The 23,678-nt window shown below is 59.5% G+C and carries 19 protein-coding genes and 1 pseudogene; 15 read left to right on the forward strand and 5 right to left on the reverse strand.

Going from position 1 to position 23,678, the window contains the following annotated elements; translation table 11 throughout:
• Positions 1-33: 33 nt before the first annotated feature.
• The 9 genes from betB (at position 34) to yccS (ending at position 14,122) form a co-directional block, all read left to right on the forward strand.
• Positions 34-1,506 (forward strand): betaine-aldehyde dehydrogenase, encoded by a 1,473-nt coding sequence (gene betB / locus AC1DIG_RS11480; protein ID WP_477767401.1) that lies wholly within the window; start codon positions 34-36, stop codon positions 1,504-1,506.
• A gap of 169 nt (positions 1,507-1,675) precedes the next feature.
• Positions 1,676-3,379, forward strand: coding sequence for a choline dehydrogenase (gene betA / locus AC1DIG_RS11485; RefSeq protein ID WP_477767402.1), 1,704 nt, complete (start codon positions 1,676-1,678; stop codon positions 3,377-3,379).
• Positions 3,380-3,654: 275 nt separating this feature from the next.
• Entirely contained in the window at positions 3,655-4,350 is a 696-nt protein-coding gene (locus AC1DIG_RS11490; protein ID WP_019694022.1) for an RraA family protein, read from the forward strand.
• A gap of 116 nt (positions 4,351-4,466) precedes the next feature.
• A complete protein-coding gene (locus AC1DIG_RS11495; protein ID WP_477767403.1) occupies positions 4,467-5,909 on the forward strand; it encodes a TldD/PmbA family protein in 1,443 nt (480 codons plus the stop codon).
• Positions 5,909-7,246, forward strand: coding sequence for a TldD/PmbA family protein (locus AC1DIG_RS11500; RefSeq protein ID WP_477767404.1), 1,338 nt, complete (start codon positions 5,909-5,911; stop codon positions 7,244-7,246). The genes AC1DIG_RS11495 and AC1DIG_RS11500 overlap by 1 nt, the downstream gene beginning before the upstream one ends.
• Before the next feature lie 114 nt (positions 7,247-7,360).
• Positions 7,361-8,788 carry a multidrug transporter subunit MdtD gene (mdtD, locus tag AC1DIG_RS11505; RefSeq protein WP_477767405.1) on the forward strand — a complete coding sequence of 476 codons (1,428 nt, stop codon included), beginning with the start codon at positions 7,361-7,363 and terminating at the stop codon, positions 8,786-8,788.
• Between the two features lie 244 nt (positions 8,789-9,032).
• Positions 9,033-10,370, forward strand: a complete 1,338-nt coding sequence (dbpA, locus tag AC1DIG_RS11510) for an ATP-dependent RNA helicase DbpA (RefSeq protein WP_427533416.1) — start codon at positions 9,033-9,035, stop codon at positions 10,368-10,370.
• 158 nt (positions 10,371-10,528) lie between these two features.
• Positions 10,529-11,707 carry a BaiN/RdsA family NAD(P)/FAD-dependent oxidoreductase gene (locus AC1DIG_RS11515; RefSeq protein ID WP_477767406.1) on the forward strand — a complete coding sequence of 393 codons (1,179 nt, stop codon included), beginning with the start codon at positions 10,529-10,531 and terminating at the stop codon, positions 11,705-11,707.
• 231 nt (positions 11,708-11,938) lie between these two features.
• Positions 11,939-14,122, forward strand: coding sequence for a YccS family putative transporter (gene yccS, locus AC1DIG_RS11520; RefSeq protein WP_477767407.1), 2,184 nt, complete (start codon positions 11,939-11,941; stop codon positions 14,120-14,122).
• 133 nt (positions 14,123-14,255) lie between these two features.
• Here the strand turns inward: yccS and AC1DIG_RS11525 are convergent, their stop codons facing one another.
• Entirely contained in the window at positions 14,256-14,993 is a 738-nt protein-coding gene (locus tag AC1DIG_RS11525; protein WP_477767408.1) for a substrate-binding periplasmic protein, read from the reverse strand.
• Positions 14,994-15,258: 265 nt separating this feature from the next.
• On the opposite strand from AC1DIG_RS11525, the gene AC1DIG_RS11530 reads away from it, so the two are divergent.
• Entirely contained in the window at positions 15,259-15,711 is a 453-nt protein-coding gene (locus AC1DIG_RS11530; protein ID WP_477767409.1) for a GNAT family N-acetyltransferase, read from the forward strand.
• A 107-nt stretch (positions 15,712-15,818) separates the two neighbouring features.
• Here AC1DIG_RS11530 and AC1DIG_RS11535 read toward each other — a convergent pair whose 3' ends face one another.
• The 3 genes from AC1DIG_RS11535 to AC1DIG_RS11545 are packed head-to-tail and all read right to left on the reverse strand — an operon-like array spanning position 15,819 to position 18,800.
• A complete protein-coding gene (locus AC1DIG_RS11535; RefSeq protein WP_477767410.1) occupies positions 15,819-16,115 on the reverse strand; it encodes a winged helix-turn-helix domain-containing protein in 297 nt (98 codons plus the stop codon).
• Between the two features lie 27 nt (positions 16,116-16,142).
• Positions 16,143-16,634: a M48 metallopeptidase family protein gene (locus tag AC1DIG_RS11540; protein WP_019694032.1), complete on the reverse strand. Its 492-nt coding sequence runs from the start codon at positions 16,632-16,634 to the stop codon at positions 16,143-16,145.
• Positions 16,635-16,676: 42 nt separating this feature from the next.
• Positions 16,677-18,800 (reverse strand): putative bifunctional diguanylate cyclase/phosphodiesterase, encoded by a 2,124-nt coding sequence (locus AC1DIG_RS11545; RefSeq protein ID WP_477767411.1) that lies wholly within the window; start codon positions 18,798-18,800, stop codon positions 16,677-16,679.
• A gap of 320 nt (positions 18,801-19,120) precedes the next feature.
• Here AC1DIG_RS11545 and AC1DIG_RS11550 point away from each other — a divergent pair, with 320 nt between their 5' ends.
• The 3 genes from AC1DIG_RS11550 to AC1DIG_RS11560 all read left to right on the forward strand — a co-directional run bounded on the left by AC1DIG_RS11550 (position 19,121) and on the right by AC1DIG_RS11560 (position 21,669).
• Positions 19,121-19,792 (forward strand): polysaccharide lyase family 7 protein, encoded by a 672-nt coding sequence (locus tag AC1DIG_RS11550; protein WP_477767412.1) that lies wholly within the window; start codon positions 19,121-19,123, stop codon positions 19,790-19,792.
• Positions 19,793-20,304: 512 nt separating this feature from the next.
• A complete protein-coding gene (locus AC1DIG_RS11555; protein ID WP_477767413.1) occupies positions 20,305-20,598 on the forward strand; it encodes a fructose-bisphosphate aldolase in 294 nt (97 codons plus the stop codon).
• A gap of 246 nt (positions 20,599-20,844) precedes the next feature.
• Positions 20,845-21,669: an aspartyl/asparaginyl beta-hydroxylase domain-containing protein gene (locus AC1DIG_RS11560; protein WP_477767414.1), complete on the forward strand. Its 825-nt coding sequence runs from the start codon at positions 20,845-20,847 to the stop codon at positions 21,667-21,669.
• Positions 21,670-21,769: 100 nt separating this feature from the next.
• Here AC1DIG_RS11560 and AC1DIG_RS11565 read toward each other — a convergent pair.
• Positions 21,770-22,132 (reverse strand): annotated as a pseudogene (locus AC1DIG_RS11565) (class II fructose-bisphosphate aldolase); the annotation flags it as partial.
• A gap of 58 nt (positions 22,133-22,190) precedes the next feature.
• On the opposite strand from AC1DIG_RS11565, the gene AC1DIG_RS11570 reads away from it, so the two are divergent.
• Both AC1DIG_RS11570 and AC1DIG_RS11575 read left to right on the forward strand, forming a co-directional pair.
• Complete coding sequence (locus tag AC1DIG_RS11570; RefSeq protein ID WP_477767415.1) at positions 22,191-22,442, forward strand: helix-turn-helix domain-containing protein; 252 nt, start codon at positions 22,191-22,193, stop codon at positions 22,440-22,442.
• On the forward strand, positions 22,439-23,638 hold the full coding sequence (locus AC1DIG_RS11575; RefSeq protein ID WP_477767416.1) for a type II toxin-antitoxin system HipA family toxin: 1,200 nt from the start codon (positions 22,439-22,441) through the stop codon (positions 23,636-23,638). Before AC1DIG_RS11570 ends, AC1DIG_RS11575 begins: the two co-directional genes overlap by 4 nt.
• Positions 23,639-23,678 lie beyond the last annotated feature (40 nt).

Below are 23,678 nucleotides of genomic sequence, written 5' to 3' on the forward strand. Positions count from 1 at the left end.
AACGCCAACAACTAATGCACTTGCGAGGACACTATGGCCCGTTTCGAACTGCAAAAACTTTACATCGACGGCGGTTACTCCGACGCCAGCGGCGACGCCACCTTCGAAGCCATCAACCCGGCTAACGGTGAAGTTCTCGCCAAAGTGCAACGTGCAACCTTCGCCGACGTTGAGCGCGCTGTCGTCAGCGCCGAAAAAGGCCAGAAAATCTGGGCAGCGATGACCGCCATGGCGCGTTCGCGCATCCTGCGCCGTGCCGTTGAGATCCTGCGCGAGCGCAACGATGAACTGGCCGCCCTGGAAACCCTGGACACCGGCAAGGCGTACTCCGAAACCCGTTACGTCGATATCGTTACCGGCGCTGACGTACTGGAATACTACGCAGGCCTGGTGCCAGCCATCGAAGGCGAGCAAATCCCGCTGCGCACCACGTCGTTCGTTTACACCCGTCGCGAGCCACTGGGCATCGTGGCCGGTATCGGCGCGTGGAACTACCCGATCCAGATCGCCCTGTGGAAATCCGCTCCAGCCCTGGCGGCCGGTAACGCGATGATCTTCAAGCCTAGCGAAGTCACGTCCCTGACCACCCTGAAGCTGGCTGAGATCTACACCGAAGCGGGCCTGCCAGCGGGCGTGTTCAACGTTCTGACCGGTAGCGGCCGTGAAGTCGGCACCTGGCTGACCGAGCACCCACGCATCGAAAAAATCTCCTTCACCGGCGGCACCGACACCGGCAAGAAGGTCATGGCCAGCGCTTCCGGTTCGTCCCTGAAAGACGTGACCATGGAACTGGGCGGCAAATCCCCGCTGATCATTTTTGACGACGCCGACCTCGATCGCGCCGCCGACACCGCGATGATGGCCAACTTCTACAGCTCCGGCCAGGTCTGCACCAACGGCACTCGCGTGTTCGTACCGAGCCACCTGAAAGCCGCTTTCGAAGCCAAGATCGTGGAACGCGTTGCGCGCATCCGCGTCGGCAACCCGGAAGACGAAAACACCAACTTCGGCCCGCTGGTCAGCTTCGCCCATATGGAAAGCGTGCTCGGCTACATCGCCAAAGGTAAGGAAGAAGGCGCGCGCCTGCTGTGCGGCGGCGAGCGTCTGACCCAGGGCGAATTCGCCAAAGGCGCCTTCGTGGCACCGACCGTGTTCACCGACTGCACCGACGAGATGACCATCGTTCGTGAAGAAATCTTTGGCCCGGTGATGAGCATCCTCACTTACGAAACCGAAGAAGAAGTGATCCGCCGCGCCAACGACACCGAGTTCGGCCTGGCTGCCGGCGTCGTCACCCGCGACCTGAACCGCGCTCACCGCGTGATTCATCAACTGGAAGCCGGTATCTGCTGGATCAACGCCTGGGGCGAGTCCGACGCCAAGATGCCGGTCGGCGGCTACAAGCAGTCGGGCGTGGGCCGTGAGAACGGCATCAGCTCGCTGAACAACTTCACCCGCATCAAATCGGTACAGGTCGAGCTGGGCGATTACGCCTCGGTGTTCTAAGCCCCGAGTCTTGTATTGCCCGCGAGGCCGTCTTCGCGGGCAAGCCCGCTCCCACAGGAGTACTCATTCCAATGTGGGAGCGTGGCTTGTCGGATCGCCGCACCGCCGCGATCGAGTGCGCAGCACTCGCCATGGCCTGACCTGACCAACTTCAAAGAGGGTGCATTCAATGTCCCACGAATACGACTACATCATCATCGGGGCCGGCTCTGCCGGTAACACCCTGGCGACCCGTCTGACTGAAGACGCAGGCGTCACCGTCCTGCTGCTCGAAGCTGGCGGCCCGGACTACCGTTTCGACTTCCGCACGCAAATGCCTGCGGCACTGGCGTTCCCGCTGCAAGGCCGTCGCTACAACTGGGCCTACGAGACCGATCCGGAGCCACACATGGACGGCCGCCGGATGGAATGCGGTCGCGGCAAGGGCCTGGGCGGTTCTTCGCTGATCAACGGCATGTGCTACATCCGCGGTAACGCGATGGACTACGACGGCTGGGCGAAAAACCCTGGTCTGGAAGACTGGACCTACCTGGACTGCCTGCCGTATTTCCGCAAAGCGGAAACCCGCGACATCGGCCCGAACGACTACCACGGTGGCGAAGGCCCGGTCAGCGTGACCACGCCTAAAGCCGGTAACAACCCGCTGTTCCACGCGATGGTTGAAGCAGGCGTACAAGCCGGTTACCCGCGTACCGAAGACCTGAACGGCTACCAGCAGGAAGGTTTCGGCCCGATGGACCGTACCGTGACGCCTAAAGGTCGTCGCTCCAGCACCGCACGCGGCTACCTGGACATCGCCAAAAAGCGTTCGACCCTGAACATCGTCACCCACGCCTTGACCGACAAGATTCTGTTCGAAGGCAAGCGTGCGATCGGTGTCCGTTACCTGGTGGGCAGCGCCGAAGAGCCCGTTGAAGCCCGCGCACGCAAAGAAGTGTTGCTGTGCAGCGGCGCGATCGCTTCGCCGCAAATCCTGCAACGCTCCGGCGTCGGCCCGGCCAAGCTGCTCAAGAGCCTCGACATTCCGGTGGTTCACGACCTGCCAGGCGTCGGCGAGAACCTGCAGGACCACTTGGAGCTGTACCTGCAATACGCATGCACCCAGCCGGTTTCGCTGTACCCGTCGCTGCTCTGGTACAACCAGCCGGCCATTGGTGCCGAGTGGATGTTCAACGGCACCGGCATCGGCGCGAGCAACCAGTTCGAGGCCGGCGGTTTTATCCGTACGCGTCCGGACTTCGAATGGCCGAACATTCAGTACCACTTCCTGCCGGTAGCGATTAACTACAACGGCAGCAACGGTGTGAAAGAGCACGGTTTCCAGGCACACATGGGTTCCATGCGTTCGCCTAGTCGTGGCCGCATCCAGGTTAAATCCAAGGATCCGCGCCAGCACCCGAGCATCCTGTTCAACTACATGGCCACCGAGCAAGACTGGCAGGAATTCCGTGACGGCATCCGCCTGACCCGTGAAATCATGCAGCAGCCGGCACTCGACGCGTTCCGTGGTCGTGAGCTGAGCCCAGGCATCGAAGTGCAAACCGACGAGCAACTCGACAAGTTCATCCGTGAACACGCCGAAACCGCATTCCACCCGTCCTGCTCGTGCAAAATGGGCACCGACGAAATGGCTGTGGTCGATGGCCAGGGTCGCGTCCACGGGATGCAGGGCCTGCGTGTGGTCGATGCCTCGATCATGCCGCTGATCACCACCGGTAACCTGAACGCACCAACGATCATGATCGCCGAGAAAATCGCCGACAAGATCCGCGGTCGTCAGCCACTGCCTCGCAGCAAGGCCAAATACTACGTCGCGGGCGACGCCCCCGTGCGTGGCAAGCCGTTGCGTGAAGTGGGCCCTACGGCGCAGTAAGCCGTTACACCGTAGCGCGGCCATCGCGAGCAAGCTCGCTCCCACACTTGATCTGTGTTGAACACTCAATAGTGATTCGACACAAATCCAATGTGGGAGCGAGCTTGCTCGCGATGGCTTTCTACCAAACGACACACCTCTCCTCGCCTTACATCCTTCCCACACCGCTTCACCCTTGATCCCACCCCCCGCGCAGGCCTACTCTAGTCACCGCGCAAACGTTTCACCCCCGCCCCATCGACAAGCCGCCACCTGGCTGGCCACGAGGCTTACTCATGTTTGATGTCGTGTCTTCGAGCAAATGGCCCACCGGCTATCTGATCAATCCCAACGTAGAACCCCTCGATCCGAAGTGGCTGAAGGAATTCAGCAAGATCCCCGCCGCCGCCGTCAGCGACTGCCTGGGTCGCAACGTCGGTGGCCTGGGTTTAAAGGCCTTCCACGGCAATGCGCCGATGCTCGGCAGTGCCCTGACGGTTCGCGTGCGTCCCGGCGACAACCTGATGATTCTCAAAGCCATGCAGATGGCCCGCCCGGGTGACGTGCTGGTGATCGACGGCAGCGCCGACCTGACCCGCGCCGTGTTCGGCGGCATCATGCGTGCCATGGCCCTCAAGGCCGGGATCGTCGGCGTGGTGATCAACGGCGCCCTGCGTGACCTCGACGAGTGGCAAACCGGCGAACTGCCGGCCTACGCCATCGGCGGCGTGCACCGTGGCCCGAGCACCGACGGTGGCGGCGAAATCAACGTGCCGATTTCCTGTGCCGGCATGCTGGTTGCCCCGGGTGACTTGATGATTGGCGACGGAGACGGCGTGGTCGCTGCATCGCGCAGCGAACTGCCGGAACTGCTGGTGCGGTGCCACGACCTGCTGGCCCGGGAAAAGGCTACGCTTGCGGCTATCGAAGCCGGAACGCTGGACCCGGATCGTTTCGATGCCATCCTGCGCGCCAAGGGTTGCCCGGTTTAACCGCCAAAAGCATCGCGAGCAGGCTCGCTCCCACAGGTTATGCGCAATCCTTGTGGGAGCGAGCTTGCTCGCGATGAGGCCCTTGAGGTCGCCGCCACTCACAAGGAGGTCCCCGCATGTTCGATTTCCACCCCCAGCTCAAGCAGCGTTTCGCTGCCTTGCGCACGGGCGCTGAATTTTTTTCGCTGCGCTATGTGCGCGAGTCGGGTCAGTACCTGTCGGTACGCAAAAACGTTGCCGAGCCTCCAAGCCTGAGTCGTGACGAAGGCGCGATGCTGACTGCACGGGTCAATGGCGTCGAGGCCTATGCCGCGACCAACGACCTGTCGCCATCAGGCCTGCAAGCCGCCCTCGACCGCGCCGAACGACAGGCCCGTTCGATTGCCGCCCATGCCCTGCTCGACCTGCGTCAGCAGCCGGTTTCCAGCGATCGCGCCGATTACCTTTCACCGAATCTTGCACAACCCTTCCCGTCCCTCAGCGATTGCTACCAACTGCTCGGCGCCGAATCCGCCGCCGTGCCCAAGGACGAGCGACTGGTGAACTGGCAGGTCAGCATTGGCATCACCCATGTCGAGCAGATTTACCTCAACAGCGCTGGCGCCGAACTGCGTCAGGCGCAACGCTTCGTCTACCCTGGGCTGGATGTCACCGCCTACGACGGTAACGACAGCCAGACCCGCAGCCTGGGCCGCGAGAACTTCGGCCAGCAAGGCGGCGCAGATGTGATCAGCCGCTGCGGCCTGATCGGCGCCGGCCCGCACGTCGCCGACCAGGCACTGCAATTGCTGCTGGCCCCCAACACCCCGCAAGGCAAACGCGACCTGCTGCTGATGCCGGACCAGATGATGCTGCAGATCCACGAGTCCATCGGTCACCCGCTGGAACTGGACCGCATCCTCGGCGACGAGCGCAACTACGCCGGCACCAGCTTCGTCAAAACCAGCGATTTCGGCAGCCTGCAATACGGCTCCAAACTGCTCAACGTGACCTTCGACCCGGACATTCCCGAGCAGCTCGCCAGCTACGGCCATGACGACGACGGCACGGCGGCGAGCAAACAGTTCCTGATCCGCGAAGGCTTGCTGATCCGTCCGCTGGGTGGTGCGCTGTCGCAGTTCCGTGCAGGCCTCGATGGCGTTGCCAACAGCCGCGCCTGCGGCTGGAACCGTCCGCCCATCGACCGCATGGCCAACCTCAACATCGAGCCTGGCGATCAGTCGCTCGAACAGCTGATCAGCGGTATCGAACACGGCGTGCTGATGTCGACTAACCGCTCATGGTCAATTGACGATGCGCGGAATAAATTCCAGTTCGGCTGCGAGTGGGGCCAGTTGATTGAAAACGGTGAACTCAAAGGCGTGGTGAAAAACCCGAACTACCGGGGTATCTCCGCACAGTTCTGGCGCAACCTCAGCGCCGTTGGCGACGCCGGCACCTTCAAGGTGCTGGGCACGCCGAACTGCGGCAAGGGCGAACCGAATCAGGTGATCCGCGTCGGCCATGCCTCGCCGGCCTGCGTGTTCAGCAACATTGATGTGTTTGGAGGAGACGCCTGATGAGTACGGCATTGAGTCAGGTCGAGCAATTCAAAGGACTGGTGGCCTGGTTGCGCAGTGCCCTGCGCGAGCCTGAGCAGTTCACCTTGAGCTACGCTGCCGAATCGTCGGCCTTCGTACGCTTCAACCACGCCAAGGTGCGCCAGGCTGGCCAGGTCCAGCAGGCCAGCGTCGGTTTCAAACTGATCAACGACGGCCGGCATGCGGACCTGAGCATCACCCCCGCGGGTGATCCCGAGGTCGACCTTCAGCGCCTGGCCGAAGGTCTGCAACAGCTGCGCGAAACGCTGCCGTTGTTGCCGCAGGATCCGTATCTGCTACTCAACCATACGGGCTGGCAGAGCAAGAACGTGCAGGATCACCCGTTACCGGATACCGAACGGGTGGTCGCCGAAATCGCCCGCGCCGCTGAAGGTCTCGACTTGGTCGGTTTCTACGCCGCCGGGCCGATTAGCCGAGGGTTCGCCAGTTCGTCCGGTGCTTTTGGCTGGCATCAGGCCAACAGCTTCAATTTCGACTTCAGTCTGTTCCACGCCAACGGCCAAGCGGTGAAAGCCAGCTACGCCGGGCACGACTGGAACAGCGAAGGTTTCGCCAAACGCTTCCAGCAGGCCCGCGAGCAATTGGAGTTTTTGGGACGGCCACTGCGTACGTTGGCGCCGGGTCAGTACCGCGCCTATCTGGCGCCGGCCGCGTTGGAAGAGATCGTCGGCATGCTCTGCTGGGGTGGTTTCTCCGCGCAGTCGATTGCCAGCAAAAGCAGCCCGCTGCAAAAGCTCTATGCGGGTGATAGCACCTTCAGCCCATTGCTCTCGCTGGATGAAAAAGTCAGTGGTTCCCTGAGTCCGGCGTTTTCCGGCGAAGGCTACCCGCGCAGCGATCTCGGCTTGATCGTTGCGGGCAAGGCCGGCGAGCGGCTGGTGGGTTCGCGCAGCGCCGCCGAATACGGCCTGACGGCCAACGGCGCCAGCGGCGGTGAATCGCCAAGCGCTTTGAACATGGCCGCCGGTGCGTTGCCGGAAGCCGAGATTCTCAAGCAGCTCGGCACGGGTCTGTACATCAGTAACCTGTGGTACCTGAACTACTCGGATCAACCGGCCGCACGCCTGACCGGCATGACCCGCTTCGCGACCTTCTGGGTCGAGAACGGCGAGATTCAGGCACCGGTCAGCACCATGCGCTTCGATGACAGCGCCTACAGCCTGCTCGGTTCGCAGCTGGAAGCGCTGACGAGTGAGCGTGAACTGATTCTGTCGCCAAGCACCTACAGCCAGCGGGCCACGGCCTCGGCGGTATTGCCTGGAGCGCTGGTCAGCCGCCTGACGTTGACGCTGTAAAAAAGCATCGCGAGCAAGCTCGCTCCCACATGGACCGCGCAGTTCCTGTGGGAGCGAGCTTGCTCGCGATGAAGCCACCACGGACTACCTGATTTCACTCTCACACGAGGTCCCATGCCCAACCGTCCGGCTCTTGATGCAATCACCGCCCGTTGGGTCCCCTGGGTGGTGGCGATTGCGTTTTTCATGCAGTCCCTCGACGGGACCATCCTCAACACCGCCCTGCCCGCCATGGCCCTCGACCTGGCAGAAGACCCACTGCGCATGCAGGGCGTGGTCATCGCCTACATGCTCACGGTCGCCTTGCTGATCCCGGCATCGGGCTGGGTTGCCGATCGCTTCGGCACCAAGAAAATCTTCTTCGGCGCGATCCTCCTGTTCAGCCTCGGCTCCTTGCTCTGTGCACTCTCCAGCACCTTGACCATGCTGGTCGGCGCCCGGGTGATTCAGGGGCTGGGCGGCGCGTTGATGTTGCCGGTTGGGCGACTGGTGGTGCTGCGTGCTTACCCGCGTTCGGAGCTGGTGCGGATCATGGGCTTCATTACCATTCCCGGCCTGCTCGGGCCGTTGATCGGCCCGACCATGGGCGGCTGGATGGTGCAATACCTGACCTGGCACTGGATCTTCCTGATCAACCTGCCGGTCGGGCTGGTCGGCTGCTACGCGGTCTGGAAATTCATCCCGGACCTGCGCGGCTCTGAGCGCACGCGCTTCGATGGCTTGGGTTTCCTGCTGTTCGGCGCGGCGATGGTGCTGATCACCATTGCCATGGAAGGCCTGGGCGAACTGCACCTGCCGCACTTGCGGGTGATGTTGCTGCTGTTCGGCGGCATGGCGTGCCTGGCGGCTTATTGGCTGCGGGCCGGGCACATCGACAATCCGTTGTTCGCACCGGCGCTGTTCAAGACCCGGACCTTTGCCGTGGGCATTCTCGGCAACCTGTTCGCCCGACTCGGCAGCGGCGCCCTGCCGTTTCTGGTGCCGTTGCTGCTACAGGTCGCTTTGGGCTACTCGCCGTCCCAGGCGGGGATGAGCATGTTGCCGCTGGCGGCAGCGGCGATGTTCGCCAAGTCGATTGCGCGCCCCCTGATCGAGCGTCTGGGTTATCGCATCGTACTGACCGGCAACACCCTGGCACTGGGGATCATGCTGGCGAGCATGGGGCTGGTCAGCGAACAAACGCCTTATTGGTTGCTGCTGGTGCAACTGGCGATACTCGGGGCGATCAACTCGTTGCAGTTCACGGCGATGAACACCGTGACCCTGATCGACCTCGATGACGCCAGCGCCAGCAGTGGCAACAGCCTGCTGTCGGTGGTCGCGCAGTTGTCGCTGAGTCTCGGCGTCGCCTGCGCTGGCGCCCTGCTGGGCGGCTTCACGGCGGAGGTCGGCAATGATGGAGTGGACACGGTGCTGGGCGCGTTCCAGCTGACCTTTGTGACCGTAGGGATCATGGCAATGCTGGCTGCGACGATCTTTTCCCAGCTGTCCCCAAAGGATGGCCGACGGATGGTCAGCCGCGAGCACGATATCGAGCACTAACCTGTAGCAGCTGCCGAGGCACGAGGCTGCGTTGGGCTACGAAGTAGCCCCCCGAGGGCGGTCCTGCGGACACGCAACGCAGCCTCGTGCCTCGGCAGCTGCTACGACTATTGGCTACGACTATTCGTCCAGAATTTGCAGGTGGAGCGCGCGGGACTGGTACACTGCGCGACATTTTGTTTTGCAGGCCAGTCCCGTGACCACCATCGCCACCGCTTTTAATACTTTGCCGCTGTCCGCCGCCATGCTGGCTAACCTCGACTCCCTCGGTTATGCCCAGATGACGCCGATCCAGGCGCAAAGCTTGCCGGTGATCCTCAAGGGGATGGACCTGATCGCCCAGGCCAAGACCGGCAGCGGCAAAACCGCTGCCTTCGGTATCGGCCTGCTGAACCCGATCAATCCGCGCTTCTTCGGTTGCCAGGCACTGGTGATCTGCCCGACGCGTGAGCTGGCTGACCAGGTTGCCAAGGAAATCCGTCGCCTGGCCCGCGCCGAAGACAACATCAAGGTGCTGACCCTCTGTGGTGGCGTGTCGTTCGGTCCGCAGATCGGCTCGCTGGAGCACGGCGCGCACATCATCGTCGGCACTCCGGGGCGTATCCAGCAACACCTGCGCAAGGGTTCGCTGGTGCTCCACGGCCTGAACACGCTGATCCTCGACGAAGCCGATCGCATGCTCGACATGGGATTCTACGACTCCATCGAAGAAATCATCGCCCAGTGCCCTGAGCGTCGTCAGACCCTGCTGTTCTCTGCCACTTACCCGGTGGGCATCAAGCAACTGGCGTCGAAGTTCATGCGCAATCCGCAGCAAGTGAAGGCCGAGGCGTTCCACGACGACACGCAGATCGAACAGCGTTTCTTCGAGATTTCTCCGGAAGAACGCATGGACGCCGTGGTCAAGGTCCTCGCCCATTACCGCCCGCAATCCACCGTCGCTTTCTGCTTCACCAAGCAGCAAGTGCAGGAAACCGTTGACCACCTGACAGCCAAAGGCATCTCCGCCGTTGGCCTGCACGGTGACCTGGAACAGCGTGATCGCGACCAGGTACTGGCAATGTTCGCCAACCGCAGTACTTCAGTACTGGTCGCCACCGATGTCGCCGCCCGTGGTCTGGACATCGATGCGCTGGACATGGTGGTCAACGTCGAACTGGCCCGCGACTCGGAAATCCACATCCACCGCGTTGGCCGTACCGGTCGTGCCGGTGAGAAAGGCATCGCCATCAGCCTGGTCGCGCCGTCCGAAGCCCATCGCGCCCAAGCCATCGAGCAACTGCAGAAGTCGCCGCTGAGCTGGGATCAACTGGACAGCCTGACCTCCCAGGGCGGCGCCCCGCTGTTGCCGGCCATGAGCACGCTGTGCATCGGCGCTGGCCGTAAAGACAAGGTTCGCCCGGGCGACATCCTCGGCGCACTGACCGGCGATGCCGGTGTTCCTGGTGCCCAGGTCGGCAAGATCGCGATCTTCGACTACCAGGCCTATGTCGCCGTGGAACGCGGGATCGCCAAGCAAGCCTTGCAGCGCCTGAACGACGGCAAGATCAAAGGCCGCTCGCTGCGCGTACGGATTTTGTAAAAGATCGTCTGGCTGACAGAGATCAAATGTGGGAGCGGGCTTGCTCGCGAAGAGGGAGTGTCAGTTGGCATCAAATTGCCTGACACACCGCTTTCGCGAGCAAGCCCGCTCCCACATTGCTCCACCGGTGAATTTAAAATTTGTGTGAGGACACCGTTTTGCGCTCTACCGAAGTCGTGATCATTGGCGCTGGCGCCGCTGGGTTGATGTGTGCGCTGACCGCCGCCGGGCGCGGGCGCAAGGTGATGTTGCTCGACCACGCAAACAAGGCCGGCAAGAAAATCCTCATGTCCGGTGGTGGTCGCTGCAATTTCACCAACATGTACACCGAGCCGAGCAATTTTCTCTCGCAAAACGCGCACTTCTGCAAATCCGCACTGGCGCGCTATACCCAGTGGGATTTCATCGGGATGGTGGCCAAGCACGGCGTGCCGTACCACGAGAAAAAGCTCGGCCAGCTGTTCTGTGATAACAAATCCAGCGACATCCTCGGCATGCTCCTCGACGAATGCGATCAGGTCGGCGTCAACCTGCACCTCGATACCTCGATCCAGCAGATCGAAAAAATCGAAAACGGCTACCTGCTGGAAACCACGCTGGGCCAGTTGACCTGCGAATCGCTGGTGATCGCCACAGGCGGCCTGTCGATTCCAACCCTGGGCGCTACCGGTTTCGGTTATCAAGTGGCCAAGCAGTTCGGCCACCAGTTGCTGCCCACCCGCGCCGGCCTGGTGCCGTTCACCATCACCGACCAGCTCAAAGAGCTGTGCACCGAGCTGTCCGGTACGTCGGTGGATTGCCTGGTGAGCTGCAACGATCAGAGCTTTCGCGAGAACATCCTGTTCACCCACCGCGGCCTTAGCGGCCCGGCGATTTTGCAGATTTCCTCGTTCTGGCAATCCGGTGACGCAGTCGAAATCAATCTGATGCCCGACCACGATGTACCGAGCTGGCTGCAACAGCAGCAAGTCGAGCGCCCGAACAGCGAGCTGAAAACCCTGCTCGGCGAGATCTTCACCAAGAAGATGGCCAACCTGTTGGCCGACAACTGGTTCGTCTCCAAGCCGATGAAGCAGTACACCCACGCCGAGCTGGCCGATATCGCCGCCAAACTGGCGAGCTGGACACTGGTCCCGGCCGGTACCGAAGGCTATCGCACGGCCGAAGTCACGCTCGGTGGCGTCGACACCCACGAAGTCTCGTCCAAAACCATGGAATCACTGAAAAGCCCTGGCCTGTACTTCATCGGTGAAGTGCTGGACGTCACCGGGCACCTGGGCGGTTTCAACTTCCAATGGGCCTGGGCCTCGGGTTACGCGGCAGCGCAGTACGTCTAACTAAAGGATGTACACAAATCAAATGTGGGAGCGGGCTTGCTCGCGAAGAGGGAGTGTCAGTTGGCATCAAGTTGCCTGACACACCGCTTTCGCGAGCAAGCCCGCTCCCACATTGGTTATGTGTGGATATCCTTAGGAACAGTTTTTGCTGTCAGATGTGATCGGCGCCATTGCGTCGTCGTCATTACTGGCTCAATTTAGCTGCATTGCCCCGGAAGGCCTCCGCACTTCATGCCATCGACTTCGTTTCGTCAGACTCTGCGTCGCCTTTGGGCGCTGGATAAATTCAGCTACAGCGTGCGGGTGTTCATCGCCCTGACCGGCACCATGGCGCTGTGTTGGTATCAAAATGAAATGGGCCTGCTGATCCCGCTGTTCCTGGGGATTATCGCCAGCGCCCTGGCCGAAACCGACGACAGTTGGCAGGGCCGTCTCAATGCGCTGGCCGTGACGCTGGTGTGCTTCAGCGTTGCCGCGTTCTCGGTCGAACTGCTATTCCCCTACCCATACATCTTCGTAGTCGCCCTGGCATTGGCCAGTTTCGGCCTGACCATGCTCGGAGCCTTGGGTGAACGCTATGGCGCGATTGCCTCGGCGACGTTGATCCTGTCGGTGTACACCATGATTGGTGTGGACCAGCGCGGTGGCGCGGTCACTGATTTCTGGCATGAACCGGTGTTGCTGGTGGCCGGCGCTGCCTGGTATGGCTTGCTCTCGGTGCTGTGGCAGGCGCTGTTTTCCAACCAGCCGGTGCAACAGAGCCTGGCGCGGTTGTTCCGCGAGCTGGGGTTTTACCTGAAGCTCAAATCGTCGCTGTTCGAGCCGATCCGCCAGATGGACGTCGAAGCCCGGCGACTGGAACTGGCGCAGCAAAATGGTCGCGTGGTCGCGGCGCTCAACGCCGCCAAGGAAATCATCCTGCACCGGGTCGGCAACGGTCGGCCAGGCTCGAAAGTCAGTCGCTACCTGAAGCTGTATTTCCTCGCCCAGGACATCCACGAACGCGCCAGCTCTTCGCACTACCCATACAACGCCCTGGCCGAAGCCTTTTTCCACAGCGACGTGCTGTTCCGCTGCCAACGCCTGCTGCGCCAGCAAGGCAAAGCCTGCCGGGCATTGGCCGAGTCGATCCAGATGCGCCAGCCGTTCGTCTACGACGACAGCTTTGCCGAAGCCCTGAGCGACCTGCACGCCTCCCTTGAACACCTGCGCATCCAGAGCAACCCGGCCTGGCGCGGTTTGCTGCGTTCATTGCGCGCACTGGCGGCCAACCTCGGCACCCTGGATCGTTTGCTCAGCGACGCAAGCAACCCCGACAGTCTGGCCGACGCCACCGACAGCAGCCTGCTCGACCGTTCGCCGCGCAACCTCAAGGACGTCTGGACGCGCCTGCGCACGCAACTGACGCCGACCTCGCTGCTGTTCCGGCATGCCCTGCGTTTGCCTCTGGCCCTGACCGTCGGCTATGGCATGGTGCATTTGATCCACCCATCGCAGGGCTATTGGATCATCCTCACCACGCTGTTTGTCTGCCAACCGAACTATGGCGCCACCCGGCGCAAACTCGGTCAGCGGATCCTCGGCACGGCGATCGGCCTGACCCTGGCCTGGGCACTGTTCGATCTGTTCCCCAACCCGTTGGTGCAATCGAGTTTCGCGATTGCCGCCGGCGTGGTGTTCTTTATCAACCGCACCACCCGCTACACGCTGGCGACGGCGGCAATCACCCTGATGGTGCTGTTCTGCTTCAACCAGGTCGGCGACGGCTACGGGCTGTTCCTGCCAAGGCTGCTCGACACCTTGCTCGGCGGTCTGATCGCGGGGCTCGCGGTGCTGCTGTTCCTGCCGGACTGGCAGGGCCGCAGTCTGAACAAAGTGCTGGCCAACACCCTGACCTGCAACAGCATTTACCTGCGCCAGATCATGCAGCAATACGCCGCCGGTAAAACGGATGACCTGGCCTATCGACTGGCTCGGCGCAATGCCCACAACGCCGATGCGGCGCTGTCGACCACCTTGGCCAACATGCTCATGGAGCCGGGGCATTTTCGTAAGGAGGCTGACGTCGGTTTCCGTTTCCTGGTGCTTTCCCACACCTTGCTCAGCTACCTCTCGGGCCTCGGCGCCCACCGCGAAATCCAGCTACCCGCTGACGTTCGGGAGCAGCTGATCAGCGGTGCTGGTGTCAGTCTGGCGACTAGCATTGACGAAATCGCCCAAGGGTTGGCGAGCAAATCACCGATTGCGATTCAGAGCGACGACGAAGAAGCCCTGGCCGCCGGGCTCGAACAAATGCCTGACGAGATCGATGAAGGTCAGCGGCTGGTGCAAACACAACTGGGGTTGATCTGCCGGCAACTGGGACCGTTGCGCACGCTGGCGGCGCATTTGATCAAGGATACGAGCGAGGATTGAGATTTTCAGTGCTTGTCAGGTCCCCATCGCGAGCAAGCTCGCGCCCACAGGGGATCTTCGTCATGTCGCAGATCAGTGTGGGAGCGAGCTTGCTCGCGATGGGGTCATCCACCACACCACACAACCCGGACTCTCACATCCCATGCTGCCTGAGCAATCGCTCATAGCTGCCATCCTCCTTCATCGCTGCAATCTCGCGGTCGAAACCAGCAACAATCTGCTCATGGTCGGGGTTCTTCAGGCTGACCAGAATATGCAGGCTGTTTTCGCTCAGAGGGTTGGGCAGGAACTCCACGGCATTGCGCACCTTGGGTGATTCACGCGCCAGGTAATAACGGGCGACGTATTCATCTTCCAGCGTCAGCTTCACCCGGTCAGCGGCGAGCATGCGTACCGCCATGGGGAAGCTGTGCACCTGAACTTTCTGCAAGGCCGCGTCGCCGTCAAACTCGGGCGAATAGGCATAGCCGCGCACCACGGCAACCGGATAGGTGTGCAGTTGCTGCAAGTTGTTGTATTCGATCGGCGTGTCTTTGCGCTTGAGGAAACGTACCCGGTTGAGCAGATACTCGCTGGAAAACTGCCCGATGTGGGTGCGCTCTTCATTGAACCAGGCATTGACCAGCACGTCGTAACGCCCTTCGCCTACACCCAGCAAAGCCCTGGCCCAAGGTACCTGTTCGAAATCACTGGCATACCCGGCCCGCGCCAACGCGGTACTGACAATGTCAGTCGCCACCCCGCCATTGACCAGCGTGGCATCGGTAAACGGTGGCCAGGCATCGGCCACCAGCCGCAGTTTTTCTGCTGCGGCGATTTGGCTCAGCAACAGCAATCCAATCAAAGCAACAGCTCGATACAATCGCGGCATGCTAAAAAATCCTTAGCGGGCGGGCAGCCCAGCGTGTTTTTAGCCAAAACTCGAAGGCCGGTGTGCCGAATCGCGGCCACAACCCAGGCCCTAACAGTAGCTCATTGAAGCCACAACAAACCGCTAAAAATCAGATTACACAAAGAAGACAACGTCGCGAGAAATGAATGATGGCATTTTGGCCTTTGTCACAGTTTTTTATGCCACAAGACATCCGGCAACGGGACGCTTAGTATCGGAGCGACGTTGTTCAAGGAGTGTGAAGATGACAATTGATTGGGTCTGCAAACACCACAGCGATCTGGGTAAAGAGCAGCTGTATGCCATTTTGCAGTTGCGTGCAGAGGTGTTCGTTGTCGAGCAGAAATGTGCTTATCAGGATATCGATGGTCAGGATCTGGAAGGCGACACTTGCCATTTGATGGCCTGGGACGGAGAGCGGCTGGTGGCCTACCTGCGTTTGCTCGACCCGATTTCACAGGGCGGTGACGTGGTCATCGGGCGGGTGATTACCGCACCAGAAGCCCGTGGCAAGGGCCTGGGTCACGAGTTGCTGAGTCAGGCCTTGATACAGGCTGAGAAATACTGGCCTGAAGTGCCGATCTATCTGTCGGCCCAGGCACATTTGCAGGGGTATTACGCGCGGTATGGGTTTGTCATGGTGGGTGAGGAATACCTGGAAGATGACATTCCGCATATCGGGATGCGTCGTCCTTGAGGGCCCTATCGCGAGCAAGCTCGCTCCCACAGGGATCTTCGTCGTGTCGCAGATCAGTGTGGGAGCGAGCTTGCTCGCGATGGCGTCAGCAGCAATAACGCAAAAGCTCAGGGATATTCCAGCACCGCTTTGATCTGCTGCACATGCTGCTCGATCCAGCGCGGATCAATCGCCCCCCAGCTCATAATCCGATAACGCCCGGCATGATTGCGCGCGCCCTCTTCCTGCTCGAACTCACACACAATATCCAGATCCGCCAACGCAGCGATGGTGTCCTGGGCCGTACGCCGTGGCATACCGGTGACCTCGGTGAGCGCCGGGACATTGCTGGCCAGACCGCTGTCGATCAGGTGCGCCACGTACAGGCGGCGGTAGAAGCTGCTCTTGGTCTTGCTGACGTCCATTCACCCGCTCCATGTTTAAAAGATCGGCTATTGCATATCCCGCCAGGTGAGGTACACCCGCAAGTCGAATTCCAGCTGGTGATAGCCCGGCAGCATATGCTCGCACAGCTTGTAGAACGCCTTGTTGTGATCGGACTCTTTGAAGTGCGCGAGTTCATGCACCACGATCATTTTCAGAAACTGCGGCGCGGCGTCCTTGAATAACGAGGCGATGCGAATTTCTTTCTTGGCCTTGAGCTTGCCACCCTGCACCCGCGAGATCGCCGTGTGCAAGCCAAGGGCGCGGTGAGTCAGGTCGAGGCGGTTGTCGAACAGCACCTTGTCGATGGCCGGCGCATTGCGCAGGTATTCCTGTTTCAACTCCAGTGCGTAGCTGTACAGCGCCTTGTCACTCTGCACCGCGTGCTTATCCGGGTAACGCTGGCTCAGGTAATCGCCCAGCCGATCCTGATCGATCAACTGGCGCACTTGATCTTGCAGGGCAGCGGGATAAGCCTGGAGGTACTTCAGCGCGGTCATGGGTCAACAACAGAGGGACGAAAGACCGCCAGTGTAGCGAATTCAGGCGGTCAGCGCGCTCCAGTCAAACGGCTGCGCAAAGCCACCGGCATCCTCGGCCATCAGCGGCCTGGCCACCAGGAACCCCTGCACATACTGGCAACCGTTGGCCTCAAGCCATCGATACTGTGCAACGGTCTCCACGCCTTCGGCGATCACCAGCATTCCGAATTCCCTGCACAACTCTATGACACTGCGCACCAGCGCTGCATCCCGAGGCGAATCGGGTATCCGGGCAATCAGGTGCCGGTCGAGCTTGAGCGTGTCCAACTGCAGATCGCGTAAATGCGCCAACGAGCACGACCCCGAACCAAAGTCATCCAGTGCCACGCGCACCCCGAGGTGGCGCAACAGACGCAGCTGTTTACGTGACTCATCAACATTTTGTATCAACGCATCTTCGGTGATCTCAACTTCCAGCTGACACGGCTGCAGCTCATGACGCTCCAGCACCTGACGCAACTCCGTCACCAGGTTCTGCATGCCGAACTGGGTGCTGCTCAAACTCACAGCAAGTACCAGATCCTTGGCAAACAGGGTTTCCCAGGCTTTACGCTGCTTGGCACCGCGATGGTATATCCAGCTGCCGAGACGGCTGATCAGCCGCGCCTCTTCCAGCAGCGGTAAAAACAACCCTGGAGGCACATCGCCGACACTCGGATGCTGCCAGCGCAGCAACGCTTCAAACCCGCGTACGCGACCATCGGCAATCGCCACCTGGGGTTGATACACCAGGTTGAAATCCTGGTTTTCGATGGCTGTGCGCACGCTTTCTTCGAGCATCAACCGCGAGCGCGCGCGACCGTTCATTTCGTGGTCGTAGAAACGATATTGCTGACGCCCGGCACGCTTGGCCTCGTACATCGCGATGTCTGAGGCGCGCAACAAGCCGTCAAGGTTGGAACCGCAATCGGGATAGGTCGCAATGCCGATGCTCGCGCCGAGCACCACATCCAACCCTTCAATCTGCTGACAGATCGAGATTCGCTCGATGAGTTTCTCGGCAATCTTCGCCGCTTGCTCGGGAAACTCCAGATCGAGCAACGCCGTGAACTCATCACCGCCCATGCGCGCCAGAATATCGAATGGCCGCAGGCAGGCCTTCAACTGCTCGGACACCCAACGCAGCACCCGGTCACCGGCATCGTGACCGAGGGAATCGTTGACCCGCTTGAAGCCATCGAGGTCCAGGTACAACAAGACCCACGCGCTGTCGGAACGCTCACCGCGCAACAGCAGGTTTTCCGCAGTCTGGTAAAAACCACGGCGATTGAGCAGCCCGGTCAGCGGATCCGTCACGGCCTGGAACTCCAGCTGCTGATGCAGATGGCGCACCACCGACATGTCGAGCACGGTCACCACCATGGCTCGTTGTTCGGGCGGCAATGGCGCACAGGACAGCGCCACCGGCACTTGCTGACCCGGCGCGGTGCGCAGGATTGCATCGTGCACGCGCCAGGTCTCACCCCGTTGATAACCGGCATAAATGTCAGAATCAGCCCACACCGGCACGTGCGGTTTTTGCAGGAAGTCCACAAACTCCGCGCCCTGCAATTCGGTGACTGTCGCATTGAGCAGACGGGACATGGCCGGGTTGGCGAAGCGGATCAGGCCGTCCTCGCCCACCACCAGAATTCCTTCGGCAGCGTTATCCAGCACCGAGGCATTAAAAGCGCGTGCGGCTTCCAGGTCATGGCTCAACCGCTGCAGGGCCCGACGATTGCGCTGGTGCTCGAGCAGGGCCTGGACTTTGGGTTTGAGGATTTGCGGGTCAAACGGTTTGAACAGGTAATCCACCGCGCCACTGGCATAGCCCTTGATCACCGCATCCTGGGACTGTTCGTTGGCGGTCAGGAAAATGATCGGGGTCAGACGGGTACGCTGGCTGCCGCGCATCAAACGCGCCACTTCAAAACCGTCCATCCCTGGCATCTGCACATCGAGCAGCACCAGGTCGATTTCATGTTCGAGTAACAGACTCAAGGCTTCAAAGCCGGAAGCCGCGGTCATCACCTGCCAGTCCTGGCGCTGTAACAACGCACGCATGCTGATCAGGTTTTCAGGGTAATCATCCACGATGAGTAGAACTGAGCTGCCTTCAACTGGCTTGGGTTGCGCGCATTCCATGCTGCTTCTCTTGTAGTGACGTCAGGCGGGTACCGTCGAAAAAACCGGACAAATACTGCGACTCCACTCTAGACCGGGATCTGCGAAAGCAGTAGGTGTCATGGCGCCATCACCGAGTCAAAGCCCCAGACTCCGACTAACGGTCGGCGCCGGAGTCAGCCAGACCGGAAAAGCCGGTCATTCGACAGAGCATTGACGCCAGTTATCCGCCAGACGGGCATTAACAAGCACACCTTCTACGCTTATAAAGACTGCCCTCTAATGCGCGTGCTAGAGCTTCTGGTACGCGCGTGCAGCTAGCATTCGCGGAAGCTTTGACGATGATCGATCTCGCAACCTGGAACCTCAGTGTTCCTGTCGGCAGCCCACCGTACACCGTTGATACCGCCAAACTGGTGGACGGTTTCAAGGATCAATACTTCCACTCCGACACCGGCACGTTGTTCTTCTGGGCACCGGTGACCGGCTCTCGCACGGAAAACGCGATTTACCCGCGCACCGAGCTTCGCGAAACCTACAGCAACGGCACCTTGCGCAATTGGCTCTACCCCGAAGCCGATAACTTGCTGCACGCGACCCTCGCGGTGAATCAGGTGCCGAGTTCGGGCAAGATCGTCATCGGCCAGATCCACGCCTACAACAGCCAAAAACCCTTGGTGAAAGTCGAGTACCAGTACAAGACCAGCTCCTCGACCGGCAACATCGTGGCCAAGGTGCGCATGCACCCGGACGATGGCGAAGGCCGGGTGATCACCATCGCCACCGGCGTGAAGCTGGACCAGAGCTTCTCCTACCTGATCCACCTCAGCCCCGGCGGCGCCTTGGGCATCAGCGCCGCGGGCTACTCATGGGACACCCAGATCAGCGCCACCTGGCGCGATAAACCGCTGTACTTCAAGGCCGGGGTGTACGTGCAGGACAACACCGGGTACACCAGCGAGGGCGGGAAAGTGACGTTCAGCAAGCTGGATATTGATCACAACAAGAGCTGACGACTTGATCTCACCCTTGAGTACGACTCGATCCCCGTAGCAGCTGTCGAGCCTGCGAGGCTGCGTTCGGCCGCAAAGCGGTCGTAATCCGGCAAATGCGGTTTACCTGGAAAAACTCGGTGTCAGGTTTTACGACTGCTCCGCAGCCGAACGCAGCCTCGCAGGCTCGACAGCTGCTACGGGCATGGGAACGATCTGAGCGTCCGCAAATCCCGTAGGATTGCTCCCACTGTGGCGAGGGAGCTTGCTCCCGCTGGGTTGCGAAGCAGCCCCAAACCCTGCCACCTCATTTCCTCAGACACACCGCACCGCCCGGTTTACGACGGCTGCGCCGCCGAGCGGGAGCAAGCTCCCTCGCCACAACGGTCGCCGCACCGTCCTACACCCCGGTTGCTACCACCAAAATCGCCGCTTACAGTCAATCCCGTCAGCTGGCTTCGGTCAGCGGCAGGGTTTCGCAGCCCTAATCAAAAAGAGGAAAGCAATTTTTCAATATCCTCGAGGCCTTACTCATGACTACGCAAACCCCGCCCCGCCGCTTCACCCCCTTCACCCAAATCGCCACCGACTACCCCGTCCTGCTCATCGACAGCCACGCCCCGCTACGCGAACTCCACGCCTGCGTCAGCGAACGCCTGCACGCGGTCCTCAGTTACCTGACCCTCATGGCCTGCACCAGCCTGCCCGACTACGCCGAGCGCGACATCAACACCGTCACCAATGTGGCGCGCTTGATGGTTCAGGACATTACCGATGTGTTTGGGGTGATCGCGCAGCGAGGATTTGACGCGCCAGCGAATCGCTGAGAATCAGGCTTATACGAACAAAAAGGGGGCCGACTGAAAGAATCGGCGCCCTTTCAACTCAAAAAATCCGCCTCACGGTGCTTTTCTGACTGATGCCAAAAAAAACCGCCCCTTTACATCTGAGAAATCTTTACAAACAAGAAACATTTATTACAGAATGAGTCCTTATGATGGCGAATATAATGTCTGTCCTATAGGTATTTTTCACATCCAAATACCCGCACCGCCTCAGGGGAACTGAGTTCCATGAACACTCGAGTCATCCGCAAGAAAGCAGTCTCGGCAGTCACCATTCTCGGTATTGCCGCCATTATTTATAGTTTCCCAGTGGCAACCCTTTGGTTTGTTATTGTGCTCTGTGTTTGCGGCATCTATGACTTCCTGCGCAATGGCATCTTCGACAAAGACATCATCAAAAAGTATTTTATCGGTGGCGGCCGCAATACATGGTTGCTCGCGCCCCTGAATACCTTTTTCGATCTGCTGTCCAAGCCAAGTCGTTATGTTTACAAGTTGCGCGATCTCCCCGAAAGCCATCAGCAAGACATCAACTACGTAATTGAAACCGCGATGGCTCACAAGGAAGAGATCATTGCATTCCTCGATTCGCGCATGGCCCAGAAAAAACGTGGCATGTTGTTCTTCCAATGGTATGGCCGCAAGATCGATACCGAGCTCAACATCCCCGCACTTCAGAAGAAACTTCCTTATATAAAGACCATCGGCGTATCGGTTTTCAATGAAAACCAGTCGACGTCCTTTCACTTCGGGCCATTGCGCATGATGTACCGCGTGCTCTACAACATCATGCCGGCCGCTCATCATGACGGTGTATACATTCAAGTCAGGAAGCAAAAACACTACTGGCACGATGATCCATTGTTCATCTTTGACGACACCCTGTTGCACGCCTCCTTCAACAAGAACGACGCCAAGCGCTACTGCCTGTTTCTCGACATACTGCGCCCGTCCTGGGCCTCTTTTATCCTGAACGGTATCGTCGCGTCGTTTGCAGGAGTAGCGTTTGCCTTGCGCCGATTCTTTTACAAAAACTGGAAACTTATTCAGTAAGCGTAAACAACGGAAAAAGCCTGCTTATTCCATCGCGATCACCCAATAAAAAACCCGCCTCTCGGCGGGTTTTTTATTAATGCAATTAAACGTTCAGGTCTTAGTTAACCTTGGCGTTCAACTCACCCTTCAAATAACGCTGGAACATCGCTTCCAACGAGATCGGCTTGATCTTCGAAGCATTGCCCGCCGTACCAAACTGCTCATAACGTGCGATACACACATCACGCATCGCTGTCACGGTTGCACCAAAGAACTTACGCGGATCAAACTCGCTCGGATTGGTGGCCATCAGGCGACGCATCGCATCGGTGGAGGCCAGGCGCAGGTCGGTGTCGATGTTGACCTTGCGCACGCCGTGCTTGATGCCTTCGACGATTTCTTCAACCGGTACACCGTAGGTTTCTTTGATGTCGCCGCCGTACTGGTTGATGATCGCCAGCCACTCTTGTGGCACCGACGCCATAGATATAATGTTGTGCATACGATACATTTCACGACAAATGTTACGGTATCGGAACATGGACTATATTGTGTTGATCGGTCGCCTTGGCGCCCAGCTACGCGAAAAACGTATAAGCCGTGGGCTGACGCAAGCACAGCTTGCCGACCTCGCGGGACTGACACGATACAAAATCATTGCTGTGGAGAAAGGCACCCTCTCTGTCGGCATGATCGCCTATGCGCGCGTTCTGGGCGCTCTGGATTGTGAGCTTGCTGTCGTTCCAGCCGCTATGCCGACCCTTGAAGAGCTTGGGGATTTATTCGAATGAACATGACCTCTCTCAAAGTCAGCACGCCTGAGGGGCCTAGCGGCAGGCTTTTCAGCAATGCCGAGGGCTTCACTTTCCGTTATCACGAAGATGCGATGCCCGAAACGGCAATCAGCCTGTCGATGCCAGTACGACATGACGAGTTTCGCCGGCGCGAACTGCACCCTGTTTTTCAGATGAACCTGCCGGAAGGCTACGTACTGGAGCAACTGCGCAATCGCTTGGCCAAGACTGTGAATGTCGATCCGATGCTTTTACTGGCGCTTTCCGGCAGCACTTCGCCCATTGGCAGAGTTCACGTGCGTTCTGAAACGGTTGACGCCTTGCTGGAAAAGCAACAATTTCCGGGAGAAAAACTTGAAGAGATTCTGACGTGGGACGGCACGGAAGATATCTTCGCTGGCCTTCTTGATCGTTACATCCTGCGGGCGGGCATCTCAGGTGTTCAGCCCAAGTTGCTGGTTCCGGAACAGCAAGATATCTCGTTACCACGAGTGACATCGAAAACCTCAGACCTGATCATCAAAAGTGGCCGAGACGAATTTCCTGGATTAGCGATCAACGAGTTTCTTTGCATGTCCATTGCAAAGGAGGCAGGTATTACAGTTCCGCCGTTTTACCTTTCCGATAATGGCAAGCTGTTCGTCATGCGTCGTTTTGACCGTGACGCCAAGCTCAACCCGATTGGTTTTGAAGACATGGCGGTGTTGATGGGGCTATCGGCTAACCAGAAGTACAGCAAAAGTTATGCGGCAATCGCCAAGGCCATCCGTGTGTTCTGCCCGGCTAAACATTGGCGATACTCTCTTGATCAACTTTTCGATAGCGTAGCCCTGAGTTGCATTGTCGGAAATGGCGACGCTCATTTGAAAAACTTCGGTTTGCTCTATTCCGAACCTACGCAACGCGATGCACGCCTGGCGCCGGCTTACGACATTGTCAACACCACGGCCTATATTCCGGAAGATGTTTTAGCTTTGGATCTGGCGGGCAACAAGTCAATGTTTGCCTCGCGGCAAGGACTACTGGAGTTTGCACACACCTGTGAGATCGAGCACCCCCAGGAGCGCATTCAGCGATTGCTTGCCGCAGTTGAAGCAGTGCTTGAGCGCTATCCCTTGTATCGGGAACAGGAGCCTCATGTGGTCAGAGCCATTCAGCAGGCAGCAGCGCCATTTACTCTGACTTTTGGGTAGTTCTATTGCGCGCAAGAATCGCTGCCCGCAAAAAACCCGC

The organism is Pseudomonas sp. 05N431, assembly GCF_056397005.1.